General features: G+C 73.2%; 11 protein-coding genes. 6 read left to right on the top strand and 5 right to left on the bottom strand.

Annotated elements, in window-relative coordinates:
* The first annotated feature begins 12 nt into the window (after window positions 1–12).
* Complete coding sequence (locus tag ACH5AR_RS11480; RefSeq protein WP_396301147.1) at window positions 13–846, top strand: DUF3097 domain-containing protein; 834 nt, start codon at window positions 13–15, stop codon at window positions 844–846.
* A 58-nt stretch (window positions 847–904) separates the two neighbouring features.
* Here ACH5AR_RS11480 and hemW read toward each other — a convergent pair whose 3' ends face one another.
* Window positions 905–2,134 (bottom strand): radical SAM family heme chaperone HemW, encoded by a 1,230-nt coding sequence (gene hemW / locus ACH5AR_RS11475; protein ID WP_396301146.1) that lies wholly within the window; start codon window positions 2,132–2,134, stop codon window positions 905–907.
* A gap of 56 nt (window positions 2,135–2,190) precedes the next feature.
* Window positions 2,191–4,113: an AMP-dependent synthetase/ligase gene (locus tag ACH5AR_RS11470; protein WP_396301145.1), complete on the bottom strand. Its 1,923-nt coding sequence runs from the start codon at window positions 4,111–4,113 to the stop codon at window positions 2,191–2,193.
* Between the two features lie 347 nt (window positions 4,114–4,460).
* Between ACH5AR_RS11470 and ACH5AR_RS11465 the strand changes: the two genes are divergently transcribed.
* A complete protein-coding gene (locus ACH5AR_RS11465) occupies window positions 4,461–6,194 on the top strand; it encodes an ABC transporter ATP-binding protein (protein WP_396301144.1) in 1,734 nt (577 codons plus the stop codon).
* Complete coding sequence (locus tag ACH5AR_RS11460; RefSeq protein ID WP_396301143.1) at window positions 6,191–8,236, top strand: ABC transporter ATP-binding protein; 2,046 nt, start codon at window positions 6,191–6,193, stop codon at window positions 8,234–8,236. Before ACH5AR_RS11465 ends, ACH5AR_RS11460 begins: the two co-directional genes overlap by 4 nt.
* 97 nt (window positions 8,237–8,333) lie before the next feature.
* Here the strand turns inward: ACH5AR_RS11460 and lepA are convergent, their stop codons facing one another.
* Window positions 8,334–10,202 (bottom strand): translation elongation factor 4, encoded by a 1,869-nt coding sequence (lepA, locus tag ACH5AR_RS11455; RefSeq protein ID WP_396301142.1) that lies wholly within the window; start codon window positions 10,200–10,202, stop codon window positions 8,334–8,336.
* 316 nt (window positions 10,203–10,518) lie between these two features.
* On the opposite strand from lepA, the gene rpsT reads away from it, so the two are divergent.
* Together rpsT and ACH5AR_RS11445 are read left to right on the top strand one after the other, a co-directional pair.
* Window positions 10,519–10,788 (top strand): 30S ribosomal protein S20, encoded by a 270-nt coding sequence (gene rpsT, locus ACH5AR_RS11450; protein ID WP_350566336.1) that lies wholly within the window; start codon window positions 10,519–10,521, stop codon window positions 10,786–10,788.
* Window positions 10,789–11,049: 261 nt separating this feature from the next.
* Entirely contained in the window at window positions 11,050–11,835 is a 786-nt protein-coding gene (locus tag ACH5AR_RS11445) for a hypothetical protein (RefSeq protein ID WP_396301141.1), read from the top strand.
* Between the two features lie 21 nt (window positions 11,836–11,856).
* Here the strand turns inward: ACH5AR_RS11445 and holA are convergent, their stop codons facing one another.
* The gene (gene holA, locus ACH5AR_RS11440; protein ID WP_396301140.1) at window positions 11,857–12,855 is read right to left on the bottom strand and encodes a DNA polymerase III subunit delta; all 999 of its coding nucleotides are present in this window, start codon (window positions 12,853–12,855) and stop codon (window positions 11,857–11,859) included.
* A 74-nt stretch (window positions 12,856–12,929) separates the two neighbouring features.
* Between holA and ACH5AR_RS11435 the strand changes: the two genes are divergently transcribed.
* On the top strand, window positions 12,930–13,223 hold the full coding sequence (locus ACH5AR_RS11435; protein WP_396301139.1) for a hypothetical protein: 294 nt from the start codon (window positions 12,930–12,932) through the stop codon (window positions 13,221–13,223).
* A gap of 130 nt (window positions 13,224–13,353) precedes the next feature.
* Here ACH5AR_RS11435 and ACH5AR_RS11430 read toward each other — a convergent pair whose 3' ends face one another.
* Window positions 13,354–14,499, bottom strand: coding sequence for an acyl-CoA dehydrogenase family protein (locus tag ACH5AR_RS11430; RefSeq protein ID WP_396301138.1), 1,146 nt, complete (start codon window positions 14,497–14,499; stop codon window positions 13,354–13,356).
* Window positions 14,500–14,506 lie beyond the last annotated feature (7 nt).

Below are 14,506 nucleotides of genomic sequence, written 5' to 3'. Positions count from 1 at the left end.
ATGATCACCCGTATGCGCAGCCGCCCGTACGGACCCGACCTGACCCCGCCGTGGAAGAAGCAGGCCCCCGCCCCGGAGGTGCCCGCCGAGCGGGACCTGGTGGTCGAGGAGGCGGGGACGGGCTTCTGCGGGGCGGTGGTGCGCTGCGAGAAGACCGCCGAGGGGTTCACCGTCACCCTGGAGGACCGCTTCGGCAAGCACCGGGTGTTCCCGCTGGTGCCGCGCGGCTTCCTGCTGGAGGGCCGGGTCGTCACCCTGGTCCGGCCGGCCGGCCCGGCGGCGCCGCGCACCCCGGCCCGCACCGCCTCCGGCTCGCTCGCCGTCCCGAACGCCCGGGCCCGGGTCGCCCGCGAGTCCCGGATCTACGTCGAGGGGCGGCACGACGCGGAGCTGGTGGAGCGGGTCTGGGGCGACGACCTGCGGATCGAGGGCGTGGTGGTCGAGTACCTGCGCGGCATCGACGACCTGCCCGCGATCGTCGCCGACTTCGCGCCCGGCCCGGGGCGGCGCCTCGGCGTCCTGGTCGACCACCTGCTCCCGGGGACGAAGGAGCACCGCATCGCCGCCCGGGTCACCGGGGACGCGGTGCTGGTCGTCGGCCACCCGTACATCGACGTCTGGCAGGCCGTGAAGCCGTCGAGCGTGGGCATCCCCGGCTGGCCCGACGTCCCGATGGGCGAGGACTGGAAGGAGGGCACCTGCCGCCGCCTCGGCTGGCCGGTGGACACCCCGGCGGCCTGGAAGCGCATCCTGGCGAAGGTGGACAGCTACAAGGACCTGGAGCCCGCACTGCTGGGCCGGGTCGAGGAGCTGATCGACTTCGTGACGCTGCCGGATCAGGCGTAGGTCGACGGCGGCGGTCCTTGGGCGCTCCCTCCGCCGGCCGGCACCACGTCGACGGCTGTCAGTCCACCAGGTCGCGTACCACCGCGTCCGCCAGCAGCCTCCCGCGGAGCGTCAGGGCGGCGCGGCCCCGCTCGTACGGCCCGGCGGCGAGGAGGCCGTCGGCGAGGGCCCGGGCGGCGGCCTCGCGGCCGGCGGCGGTGAGCAGGTCCAGGGCGACGCCCTCGACCAGGCGCAGCTCCAGCAGGATGCGCTCGACCCGGCGGTCCTCCTCCGCCAGCACCTCGCGGGCCTGGGCCGGGGTGCGGCCCTCCGCCAGGGCCCGGGCGTAGGCGGCGGGGTGCTTGGCGTTCCACCAGCGGACGCCGCCGACGTGGCTGTGGGCGCCGGGGCCGGCCCCCCACCAGTCGGCGCCGGTCCAGTAGAGCTCGTTGTGGCGGCAGCGGCCCTCGGCGGCGGTGGCCCAGTTGGAGACCTCGTACCAGGAGTAACCGGCGGCGGTGAGCGCCTCCTCGGCGATCAGGTAGCGGTCGGCGTGGACGTCGTCGTCGATCATCGGCAGTTCGCCGCGCCTGACCCGGGCGGCGAGCCGGGTGCCCTCCTCGACGATCAGCGAGTACGCCGAGACGTGGTCGGGCCCGGCGCCGACGGCGGCGTCCAGGGAGGCCCGCCAGTCGTCGTCGGACTCCCCCGGGGTGCCGTAGATGAGGTCCAGGTTGACGTGCTCGAAGCCGGCCGCGCGGGCCTCGGCCACGCAGGCCTCGGGGCGGCCCGGGGTGTGGTGGCGGTCGAGCAGCCGCAGGACGTGCGGCCGGGCGCTCTGCATGCCGAAGGAGAGCCGGTTGTAGCCGCCCTCGCGCAGTTCGGCCAGGTACGCCGGGTCCACCGACTCCGGGTTGGCCTCGGTGGTGACCTCGGCGTCCTCGGCGAGCCCGAACTCCTCGCGGATCGCGGCGAGCATCCTCACCAGGTCGCGGGCGGGCAGCAGGGTCGGGGTGCCGCCGCCGAGGAAGACGGTCCGCACCGGGAGGTCCGCGTCCCCCAGCACCGCGCGGGCGTGGCGGATCTCGGCGACCACGTTGTCCGCGTACGTCTCCTGCGAGGCGACCGCCCCGGAGGAGCGCAGCTCGGTGGCGGTGTAGGTGTTGAAGTCGCAGTAGCCGCAGCGGCTGGCGCAGTAGGGCACGTGCAGGTAGAAGCCGAACGGCCGCGAGCCCAGCCCGTCGAGGGCGTGCGCGGGCAGGGAACCGTCGGACGGCACGGGTTCGCCGTCGGGGAGTGCGGAGGGCATGCGCCCATTGTCCCGTACGGCCCACCCTTTCGGGTGAGCCGTACGGGCGGGGCGGCTCAGGCCTCGTTGGCGCCCGCGTACATGGCGCTCACCGCGTCCGCGTAGGTCCGCTCGACCACCGGGCGCTTGATCTTCAGGCTCGGGGTGAGCTCGCCGTGCTCGATGTCGAGGTCGCGCGGCAGCAGGTGGAACTTCTTGATCGTCTGCCAGCGCTGGAGGTCGGCGTTGACCCGCTTGACGAAGCCCTCGACCAGCTCGTGGACGGCCGGCTCGGCGGCCAGCTCGGCGTAGCTCCGGCCGGCCAGGCCGTGCTCGGCCGCCCAGGGCAGCAGGACCGCCTCGTCCAGGCCGATCAGCGCGGTGCAGTAGTTGCGGCCGTTGCCGATCACCAGGATGTTGCTGACGAAGGGGCAGACCGCCTTGAACTTGCCCTCGACCTCGCTGGGCGCCACGTACTTGCCGCCGGAGGTCTTGAACAGGTCCTTCTTGCGGTCGGTGATCCGCAGGAAGCCGTCCGGGGTGAGCTCGCCGATGTCCTCGGTGTGGAACCAGCCGTCCGGCTCCAGCACCTCGGCGGTCTTCTCCGGCAGGTTGTGGTAGCCGCGCATGACGCCCGGGCCGCGCAGCAGGATCTCGCCGTCCTCGGCGATCCGCACCTCGGTGCCGGGCAGCGGGCGGCCCACGGTGCCGATCCGCACGTCCTCCGCGCGGTTGACGCAGGAGCCGGCGCTGGTCTCGCTCAGGCCGTAGCCCTCCAGGATCGGCACCCCGGCGCCGAGGAAGAAGTAGCCGATCTCCGGGGCGAGCGCGGCGCTGCCGGAGACCGCGCCGCGCAGCCGGCCGCCGAAGGCCGCCCGGATCTTCGCGTACACCAGCCGGTCGGCCAGCGCGTGCTGCACCCGCAGGCCCAGCGGGGCGGAGCCGGTGCCGGTGGCGACCCTGCTCTCCTGGACCACCCGGGCGTGCTCGCGGGCGACCCCGGCCGCCCACATGAAGATCTTGTACTTGGCGCCGCCCTCGGCCCGGGCCCGGCCCGCGATGCCGTTGTAGACCTTCTCGAAGATGCGCGGCGCCGAGGCCATGATGGTCGGCCGGATCGCCGGCAGGTTGTGGATGATCCGGTCCACCCGGCCGTCCACCGCCATCACGTGCCCGGTGGCGATCTGCCCCGAGATCAGCGTCTTGCCGAACACGTGGGACAGCGGCAGCCACATGAACTGCACGTCGTCCGGGCCCAGCAGCCCGCTGGCCTCCTGCGCCCGGCCCTCGTACGCCCAGCAGTCGTGCACCAGGCGCACGCCCTTGGGGCGGCCGGTGGTGCCGGAGGTGTAGATGAGGGTCGCGAGCTGCTCCCTGTCCAGCCCGTCGACGGCCTTCTCCACCGCCTCCGGGTGCTCCGCCAGGTACCGGGCTCCGCGCTCCTCCAGCTCGGCGAGGGTGAGCAGCTCCAGGCCGGCGCCGTCCGGGGCCTCGGCGGGCGCGTCGAACAGGATCACGGTGCGCAGCTCGGGCAGCTGGTCGATCTGCTCGACGGCCTTGGCCAGCTGGGCCGCGTCCTCGGCGAACAGCGCCCGCGAGCCGGAGTCGGAGAGGATGAACGCGGTCTCGTCCGCGTTGGTGCTCGGGTAGACGGTGGTGGTCGCGGCGCCCGCGCACATGGCGCCGAGGTCGGCGAGGATCCATTCGAGCCGGGTCGAGGAGGCCAGGGCCACCCGGTCCTCGGGCCGGATGCCGAGCGCCATCAGGCCCGCGGCCACCGCCCGGACCCGCGCCGCGGTCTGCGCCCAGGTGAGCGAGCGCCACTGCTCGGCACCGGGCGCGCCGTCGGCGGCCTGCTCGTCCACGGGCGAGGGGTAGCGGTAGGCCTCGGCGTTCGGGGTCAGGGCGACCCGCTCCAGGAACAGGTGGGCGACGGAGGCGGGGCGCCCGGCGACGAGGTCGGGCCTGCCGGAGCCGATCAGGGACTGCGCGGAACTCAACGAGGACCTCCGGTGGCGGGTGGCCGTCTGAGGGATTGTCGCGGCGGCCGTGGGGGCGGTCGCCGGGCCCCCGGTTCACCTGAGCGGTACCGGTCAGTAACAAAGGGGCAACCAGCAGCCTAGGGGGAAACCGGTCATTCCGTAAGGGGGCCGCACCCGGCGGCACGCCCGCGCCCCGGCGGTGCCGCACGGCGCCGTCGTCCGGCGCCCCGCCCGGCGCCGTCGTCCGGCCGTTTCGGCAAAGGCCCGGCAAACCTCGGCCTCCCACACGCCGAATGGCCTGTACGACGCTACAGAACACCCAGAATTGGGATGCGAACCCGACCGGCGACGACAAGAGTGTGCCAGTGCTGATCAGACTCCTGAGGGCGTACCTGCGCCCGTACTCCCGACCGATCACCCTGCTGGTGCTGCTCCAGCTGGTGTCCACCCTCGCGGCGCTCTACCTGCCCACGCTGAACGCCGACATCATCGACGACGGCGTGGTCAAGGGCGACACCGGCTACATCCTGCGCGTCGGCGGGGTGATGATCGGCGTGACCCTCGTCCAGGCCCTCTGCGCCATCGGCGCCGTCTTCATCGGCGCCCGCACCGCCATGGCCTTCGGCCGGGACGTGCGCGCCGCCGTCTTCGACCGGGTGCAGAGCTTCTCCGCCCGCGAGGTCGGCCAGTTCGGCGCGCCCTCCCTGATCACCCGCACCACCAACGACGTCCAGCAGGTCCAGATGCTCGCCCTGATGAGCTTCACGCTCATGGTCGCCGCGCCGATCATGTGCGTCGGCGGCATCATCATGGCGCTCAACCAGGACGTCCCGCTGTCCGGCCTGCTGCTCGCCGTCATCCCCGCGCTCGGCGTCGTCGTGGTCCTGCTGGTCCGCGCACTGCGCCCCCGCTTCCGCAGCATGCAGGAGCGGATCGACACCGTGAACCGGGTCCTGCGCGAGCAGATCACCGGCATCCGGGTCATCCGCGCGTTCGTCAAGGACGGCCGGGAGCAGGCCCGCTTCGCCGACGCCAACGAGGACCTCACCCAGGTCGCCCGCCAGGTCGGCCGGCTGATGTCGATCATGTTCCCCGCCGTGATGCTGGTGGTGAACGTCTCCAGCGTCGCCGTGCTCTGGTTCGGCGCCCACCGGATCGACAGCGGCGCCATGCAGATCGGCGCGCTCACCGCCTTCCTCTCCTACCTGATGCAGATCCTGATGAGCGTCATGATGGCCACCTTCATGTTCATGATGGTGCCGCGCGCCGAGGTCTGCGCCGAGCGCATCGACGAGGTCCTCGGCACCAGCAGCAGCGTCGTGCCGCCCGCCGCGCCCGTCACCGAGCTGCCGCGCCGCGGCGAACTGGAGCTCAGCGGCGTCGACTTCCGCTACCCCGGCGCCGAGGCCCCGGTGCTGCGCGGCATCGACCTCACCGCCCGCCCCGGCCAGACCACCGCCATCATCGGCTCCACCGGCAGCGGCAAGTCCACCCTGCTCGGCCTCGTCCCCCGGCTCTTCGACGCCACCTCCGGCCGGGTCCTGCTCGACGGCGTGGACGTCCGCGACCTCGACCAGGACACGCTCGCCGAGCGCGTCGGCATCGTGCCGCAGAAGCCCTACCTCTTCTCCGGCACCGTCGCCAGCAACCTGCGCTACGGCCGGCCCGACGCCACCGACGAGGAGCTCTGGCACGCCCTGGAGACCGCCCAGGCCAAGGAGTTCGTCGAGAAGCTGCCCGAAGGCCTGGACGCCCCGATCGCCCAGGGCGGCGGCAACGTCTCCGGCGGCCAGCGCCAACGCCTGGCCATCGCCCGGACACTGGTGCGCCGGCCCTCCGTCTACCTCTTCGACGACTCCTTCTCCGCACTCGACTACGCCACCGACGCCAAGCTCCGCAAGGCCCTCGCCCGCGAGACCTCCGACGCCACCGTCCTGATCGTCGCCCAGCGCGTGTCCACCATCCGCGACGCCGACCGGATCATCGTCCTCGACGAGGGCGCCGTCGTCGGCACCGGCACCCACCACGAGCTGATGGCCGACAACCCGACCTACCGGGAGATCGTGCTCTCCCAGCTCACCGAGCAGGAGGCGGCATGACCACCCCCGGCAAGAAGCCCGACCTGTCCAAGGCGGCCCCGCAGGGCACCGCCCCCGGGGGCGGCCCGCGGAAGGACGCCGGGCTGTCCAGCGACTCCCAGGCCGCCGCCGCCCGCCGCGGCCCGGCCGGCCCCGGCCGCTTCATGGGCGGCCAGGGCGCCGAGAAGTCCATGGACTTCAAGGGCTCCGGCAAGCGCGTCCTCGGCCTGCTGCGCCCCGAACGCAACACCCTGGTCGGCGTCCTGCTCCTCGGCGTGCTCGGCATCGGCTGCGCCGTCATCGGCCCCAAGATCCTCGGCAACGCCACCGACCTGATCTTCGCCGGCGTGGTCGGCGCCCGCTTCCAGGCCGGCACCTCCAAGGAACAGGTCGTCGACGGGCTGCGCGCCCACGGCGAGGGCGGCGTCGCCGACCTGCTCTCCTCCGTCCACTTCACCCCCGGCCAGGGCATGGACTTCGGCGCCATCGGCACCGTCCTGCTCTGGGTGCTCGGCGTCTACGTCGCCTCCGCCGTCTTCGGCGTCCTCCAGGGCCGGCTGGCCACCCGGGCCATCCAGGCCGCCGGCTACCGGCTGCGCCAGGACGTCGAGGCCAAGCTCGCCCGGCTGCCGCTCAGCTACTTCGACAAGCAGCCGCGCGGCGAGGTGCTGAGCCGCGTCACCAACGACATCGACAACATCGGCCAGTCCATGCAGCAGACCCTCGGACAGGTCGTCAACTCGCTGCTCACCGTGGTCGGCGTGCTCGCGATGATGTTCTGGATCTCCCCGCTGCTCGCGGTGATCGCGCTGGTCTCGGTGCCCGTCTCGGTGGTCGTCGCCACCAAGGTCGGCAAGCGGGCCCAGCCGCAGTTCGTCCAGCAGTGGAAGTCCACCGGCCAGCTCAACGCCCACATCGAGGAGATGTACACCGGCCACACCCTGGTCACGGTGTTCGGGCGCCGGCGGGAGTCCGCGGAGACCTTCCGCGAGCACAACGAGGCGCTCTACCAGGCGAGCTACAAGGCCCAGTTCATCTCCGGCATCATCCAGCCGGCGATGATGCTGATCGGCAACCTCCAGTACGTGCTGGTCGCCGTCGTCGGCGGCCTGCGGGTCGCCGGCGGCGCGCTGTCCATCGGCGACGTCCAGGCGTTCATCCAGTACTCGCGCCAGTTCAGCCAGCCGCTCACCCAGGTCGCCAGCATGGCCAACCTGGTGCAGTCCGGCGTCGCCTCCGCCGAGCGCGTCTTCGAGCTGCTCGACGCCCCCGAGCAGAGCGCCGAACCCGCCCGGCCCGAACGGCCCGACGTGCTGCGCGGGCGGGTCGCCTTCCAGGACGTGTCCTTCCGCTACGACCCCGACAAGCCGCTCATCGAGGACCTCTCGCTCAAGGTCGAGCCCGGCCAGACCGTCGCCATCGTCGGCCCCACCGGCGCCGGCAAGACCACCCTGGTCAACCTGCTGATGCGGTTCTACGAGGTCAGCGGCGGGCGGATCACCCTCGACGGGGTGGACATCGCCGCGATGTCCCGAGAGGACCTGCGCTCCGGCATCGGCATGGTGCTCCAGGACACCTGGCTGTTCGGCGGCAGCATCGCCGACAACATCGCCTACGGCGCCGAGTCGGCCACCCGCGAACAGGTCGTGGAGGCCGCCCGGGCCGCCCACGTCGACCGCTTCGTGCGCACCCTGCCGGACGGCTACGACACCGTCATCGACGACGAGGGCACCGGCGTCAGCGCCGGCGAGAAGCAGCTGATCACCATCGCCCGGGCGTTCCTCGCCCAGCCGTCCATCCTGGTCCTGGACGAGGCGACCAGCTCCGTCGACACCCGCACCGAGGTGCTGATCCAGCGGGCCATGGCCCGGCTGCGCACCGGCCGCACCAGCTTCGTGATCGCCCACCGGCTCTCCACCATCCGGGACGCCGACGTGATCCTGGTGATGGAGAACGGCTCGATCGTCGAGCAGGGCTCGCACGACCAGCTGATCGCCGCCGACGGCGCCTACGCCCGGCTCTACCAGGCGCAGTTCGCCGAGGCCGCGGTCGAGGTGGACTGACCCCCGCGGAGCGGGGCCCGCAACGGCCCCCTCCGGACGCGGGAAGGGCCCGGGCGCAGCGCCCGGGCCCTTCCCGGCGGACCGCCGCCCGCCGCCGTTACTTCTTCTCCTTCGGCGGCTCGGCGTCGGTGGACAGCGCGGCGATGAAGGCCTCCTGCGGGACCTCCACCCGGCCGACCATCTTCATCCGCTTCTTGCCCTCCTTCTGCTTCTCCAGCAGCTTCCGCTTGCGGGAGATGTCACCGCCGTAGCACTTGGCGAGGACGTCCTTGCGGATCGCGCGGACCGTCTCACGGGCGATCACCCGGGAGCCGATGGCCGCCTGGATCGGCACCTCGAACTGCTGGCGGGGGATGAGCTTCTGGAGCTTGCCCGCCATCATCACGCCGTAGTTGTAGGCCTTGTCCTTGTGCACGATCGCGGAGAAGGCGTCCACCGCGTCGCCGTGCAGCAGGATGTCGACCTTCACCAAGTTGGCGGTCTGCTCGCCGACGGGCTCGTAGTCCAGCGAGGCGTAGCCGCGGGTCTTGGACTTCAGCTGGTCGAAGAAGTCGAAGACGATCTCCGCGAGCGGCAGGGTGTAGCGCAGCTCGACCCGGTCCTCGGACAGGTAGTCCATGCCCTGGAGGTTGCCGCGGCGGGACTGGCAGAGCTCCATGATCGCGCCGACGAACTCGTTCGGCGCGAGGATGGTGCCGCGCACGACCGGCTCGTACACCTCGGCGATCTTGCCGACCGGGAACTCGCTCGGGTTGGTGACGGTGTGCTCGGAGCCGTCCTCCATGATCACCCGGTAGATCACGTTGGGGGCGGTGGAGATCAGGTCGAGGTTGAACTCGCGCTCCAGGCGCTCCCGGATGATCTCCAGGTGCAGCAGGCCGAGGAAGCCGCAGCGGTAGCCGAAGCCGAGCGCGACCGAGGTCTCCGGCTCGTACACCAGCGCGGCGTCGTTGAGCCGCAGCTTGTCCAGGGCGTCGCGCAGCAGCGGGTAGTCCGAGCCGTCCAGCGGGTAGAGGCCGGAGAACACCATCGGGCGCGGGTCCTTGTAGCCGCCGAGCGGCTCGGTGGCGCCCTTGTGCATCGAGGTGATCGTGTCACCGACCTTGGACTGCCGGACGTCCTTCACACCGGTGATGATGTAGCCCACCTCGCCGACGCCCAGGCCGTCGGCGACCTTCGGCTCCGGCGAGATGACGCCGATCTCCAGCAGCTCGTGGGTGGCGCCGGTGGACATCATCGCGATGCGCTCGCGCTTGGTGAGCCGGCCGTCCACGACACGGACGTAGGTGACCACGCCGCGGTAGGCGTCGTACACCGAGTCGAAGATCATCGCGCGGGCCGGGGCGTCCTTGACGCCGACCGGGGCCGGGATGGTGTTGACGATGTGGTCGAGGAGGTCCTCGACGCCCAGGCCGGTCTTGGCGCTGACCTGGAGCACGTCGGAGGGGTCGCAGCCGATGATGTGGGCGATCTCGGCCGCGTACTTCTCCGGCTGGGCGGCCGGGAGGTCGATCTTGTTGAGGACCGGGATGATCGTGAGGTCGTTCTCCAGCGCCAGGTAGAGGTTGGCGAGGGTCTGCGCCTCGATGCCCTGGGCCGCGTCGACCACCAGGATGGTGCCCTCGCACGCGGCGAGGGAGCGGGACACCTCGTACGTGAAGTCCACGTGGCCGGGGGTGTCGATCATGTTGAGGATGTGCGTCGTCCCGGCGTTCGGACCGGTCCTGGGGGCCCACGGGAGGCGGACCGCCTGCGACTTGATGGTGATGCCGCGCTCACGCTCGATGTCCATGCGGTCGAGGTACTGGGCGCGCATCTGCCGGGGGTCGACCACGCCGGTGATCTGCAGCATCCGGTCTGCGAGCGTCGACTTGCCGTGGTCGATGTGGGCGATGATGCAGAAGTTGCGGATCAGCGCCGGGTCGGTACGGCTGGGCTCTGGCACATTGCTGGGGGTCGCGGGCACCTTGGTCCGATTCTCCGTTGGTCCGGGGCCGGGGGTGTCCGGGTCATCGCTGACCGGTTTCCCGGGGACCGGACGGTCTCGTCCGATCGAAATAGTCCCTGCCATCTTCCCACGAGCGCGGGGCGGCCCGCCGTCCGGGCACCGCCCGGCCCGCCGCGGCCGGCGCTCCCGGTCGCCCGGCGGCCCGGTTTGGGGCGGGCTGCGGGCCCCTGGTAGCGTGGGCTGCTGCACCCGGCTTCCGGCATGCCCTCTCAGCAGGACGGACGGCCGCGGGTGCGAACCCGTTCAGACCTTTCAGACAGACTGAGGCTCCTTCGTGGCGAACATCAAGTCCCAGATCAAGCGCAACAAGACCAACGAGAAGGCGCGCCTGCGCAACAAGGCCGTCAAGTCCTCGCTGAAGACCGCTCTGCGCAAGGCCCGCGAGGCCGCTGCCGCCGGCGAGACCGAGAAGGCCACCGAGCTGGCCCGCGCCGCCTCCAAGGCGCTGGACAAGGCCGTGAGCAAGGGCGTCATCCACGCCAACCAGGCCGCCAACAAGAAGTCGGCCATCACCAAGCGCGTCAACGCGGCCGCCCAGGCCTGACGCCCCGGGGGCCCGGCCCCCACCGCTTCGGGACGACCCGGCCCTCTACCCGGACCCCCGAGGCGCGCATGACTCGCACCGCACGCGGCCTGCGTTCGCCACGCGGGTGCGGTGCAACGAAGCAGTGCGGCAGGCGTCGCAGTCGGTCCCTTCCCCGGGACCGCTGCGGCGCCTGTCGCGTTCCGCGGTCCGGCCGCTAGGGTCGGTCGGGTCCGACCGGGGTGCGGGGAGCACTCCGGAGCCAGGTCCAGGGGGGATTCCATGACCACGCCACCGCAGCCGCCGGCACCGCACGGACCGGGGTACGGCTTCCCGCAGCAGCAGCCGGGGCCCGGGGGCTACGGGCCGCCGCCCGGGCTGCCGCCCGCACCCGGCCACGGCCCCGCCCCGGCGGCACCGGCCGCCCCGCGCGGCGGGAACCTGCGGCGCAACGCCGTCTGGGCGTTCGTCGGCGCGGTGACCGTCTCGGTCGGCTGGGCCGCCGCCGTGCTGGCCGTCCCCGGGCTGGTCGGCAGCGACTCCTCGCCGCGCGACCTGCGCGGCTACCACCTCTCCGACGACTTCTGCACCACCGGCAAGCCCACCAGGATCCTCCAGACGTACTCCGTCTCGGACACCTCCAAGCCGACCCACCACACCGACCGGCACCCGGCGCTGGACAGCATGAACTGCTCGATGTCGCTCAAGCGCACCGGCGGCACCAGCGACAGCGAGTACGCCAGCCTCTACATGCGCGCCGACCTGCACAAGGCCGTCAACCCGGCGCCCGAGCTGGAGGCCAACAAGGAGCTCTACCGGGCGCGCGGCTACCAGGTCACCGACGTCCCGGGGCTCGGCGAGGAGGCGTACTTCCTGTACAAGGACGACCCCTCGGACCAGTACCACAGCGTCTACGCCGAGCTGGACATCCGCGACGGCGGGATGACGTACTACGTCACCTACACGGCCAACTACACCGAGGGCAAGGCCAAGCCGCCGTCCCGGGAGGAGCTGCGCAGCGCCCTGCAGTCCGACGGGCAGGACGCCGTCCGGGCGATGAGGAAGTAGCGCCGCCCGGTACGGGGGATCTCAGTACGGGGGCCGGGAGCCGGCCCGGGCGGCCCGGGCCACGGCCACCACCGCGCGCTCCAGGGCGAAGGCCGGGTCGTCGGAGCCGCCCTTGACGGCGGCGTCGGCCTGGGCGATCGCGGTCAGCGCGGTGGCCACGCCGTCGCCCGTCCAGCCGCGCATCTGCTGGCGGACCCGGTCGACCTTCCACGGCGGCATGCCCAGCTCGCGGGCGAGGTCGGCCGGGCGCATGTTCCGCCCGGCGCTCGCCAGCCGGCCGATCCCGCGCACGCCGGAGGCCAGCGCGTAGGTGATGCCGGTCGGCGGCTGGCCGACGGCCAGCGCCCAGCGCAGCCGCTCCAGCGCCTCCGCGGCCCGGCCGGTGACGGCCAGGTCGGCCACCTCGAAGCCGGTCGCCTCGGCCCGTCCGCTGTAGTAGCGGGCGACCACCGTCTCGTCGATCGTGCCCTCGACGTCCGAGGTCAACTGGCTGCACGCGGCCGCCAGTTCACGCAGGTCGCTGCCGAGCGCGTCCAGCAGCGCCTGGCAGGCCTCCGGGGTCGCGGAGCGGCCCAGGGCACGGAACTCGCCCTTGACGAAGGCCAGCCGCTCGTTGGCCTTGGCCAGCTTGGCGCAGGCCACCTCGCGCCCGCCGGCCTTGCGCGCGGCGTCCAGCAGGCCCTTGCCCTTGGCGCCGCCGGCGTGCACCAGCACCATGACCACTTCCTCGGCCGGGGCCTCGATGTACGCCTTGACCTCCTTCACCGACTCGGCGGAGAGGTCCTGCGCGGCCCGGACCACGATCACCTTGCGCTCGGCGAACAGCGACGGCGTGGTCAGCTCGGCGAGGCTGCCCGGCTGGAGGCCGCCGGGCGGGAGGTCCCGCACGTCGGTGTCCGGGTCCGCCGCCTTCGCCGCCGCCACCACCTGGGCGACCGCGCGGTCCAGCAGCAGCTCCTCCTGGCCGACCGCGAGAGTCAGCGGGGCGAGCAGGTCGTCGGGTGCACTCTTCCTGGCCATCGCGTACCAGCATCCCACGCGCCGCGGACAGTCCCGCCCGCCGCGGCGCCCGGCCCGACCTGGACAATGGCCCGGTGAGCGAGAACCCCACCACCGACCTCCCGGCCGTCGACGACCCGTACGCCCGGCAGCTGCTCGTCCTGCCCGACCGCGACGCCGCGCAGGAGGCCGCCGAGGAACTCGGCGCCACCCGGCCCGACCTCGGCGAGCCCGAGGTCGTCCGCGACGCCCTCGCGGGCGAGGACGACGCCGAGGACGCCCAGTGGCTGGTCGTGGCCGAGGCCCCGGAGGGCGGCTGGACCCCGGCCCTGCTGCACCTCCTCGACACCCTCGCGGCCGGCTACGAGGGCTGGCGCGAGGAGGCCTGACCGGCCAGGGCCCGGGGCGGTGTCCGGACACCGCCCCGGGCCGCCCGCTTGCGGCGGGCCGGACCGGAGGCGCGGGGGCCGGGGGCCCGGTCAGAGGCGCGGGGCCCGGTCAGAGGCGCGGGGGCCCGGGTCAGAAGTGCGGGGAGTCGGACGCGCCCCCGAGCCGCAGGTCGCCGACGCCGTGGAGGACCTGCTCCGCCGAGGCCACGTGGCGGCCCGCCGTGACGATGTCCCGCAGGCAGCGGTCGAGCGGGGTGCGCTCGGTGTACACCGCGGCCGACCCCACGGCGTCGTACAGCAGCTGGACCGCCTCCCGGCAGGCCCGGTGGGCGTACCGGCGGGCCAGCGCCGCGGTGCCGCGCTCGGGCGCCAGGCCCGCCGCCTGGGCCGCCCAGGCCCGCTCCAGCGTGGTGTACACGTACGCGTCCGCCGCGCCGATCAGCGACTCGGCGTGCGCGAGGTCGGCCGGGGCCCCGGGGTAGGGCGGCGAGGCCCGCCGGGCGCGGAGCAGCTCCCGGGCGCAGGCCAGCGCGGCCCGGCCGATCCCCAGCGGCACGCCCGCCATCTTGAGCGCGAGGTTGTCGGCGCGCAGGTGCAGCGGGTGCGGGCGGCCGGCGGCCGGCGCCACGCCGAAGGTGTGCCGCTGCGGGACGTACAGGTCCGCCACCTCGATGTCGTGCGAGCCGGTGCCGCGCAGCCCGGTGGTGTGCCAGGTGTCGAGCACCCGGACGTCCGCCGCGTCCAGGACGGCGACCCGCGGGGTGCCCTCCGGGGTCCGGAAGCCGGCCAGCACCCGGTCGGCGTGGGCGATCCCGCTGGTGTGGGTCCAGCGGCCGGTCAGCAGGTAGCCGGCCCCGTACCGGACCGCCTGCCCGGCCGGCGGCAGCACCGTCGCGGTGACGAGGTCGGGGTCCGGGAACAGCTCGGCGAAGACGTCCTCGGGCAGCGAGACCACGGCCAGCGAGGCGTTCAGCGCGACGGACGCGCACCAGGCGACGGAGGCGTCGCCCTCGGCCAGCAGGTCGATCGCCCGGGTGGTCTCCGGCACGGTCAGCTCGACCCCGCCCAGCCGCGGCGGCAGGGCGGCCCGCAGCAGCCCGGTGTCCTTCAGGCCGGCCAGGACCTCGGCGGGGATCCGGCCCAGCCGCTCGGTCTGCGCCGCGGTGGCCGGCAGGCCGGCGGCGAAGTCCCGTACCCGGTCCAGGACCGCCGCGGCGGTGCGGGCCGGTCCGGTCCCGGCCGGTCCGGTCCGGGGCGGCAGTTCGAGGGTGGTCATCCGGTCC

This window comes from Kitasatospora sp. NPDC018619 (assembly GCF_044391605.1).
Lineage (GTDB): Bacteria > Actinomycetota > Actinomycetes > Streptomycetales > Streptomycetaceae > Kitasatospora.
This window is presented reverse-complemented; position numbering and strand designations above follow the sequence as displayed.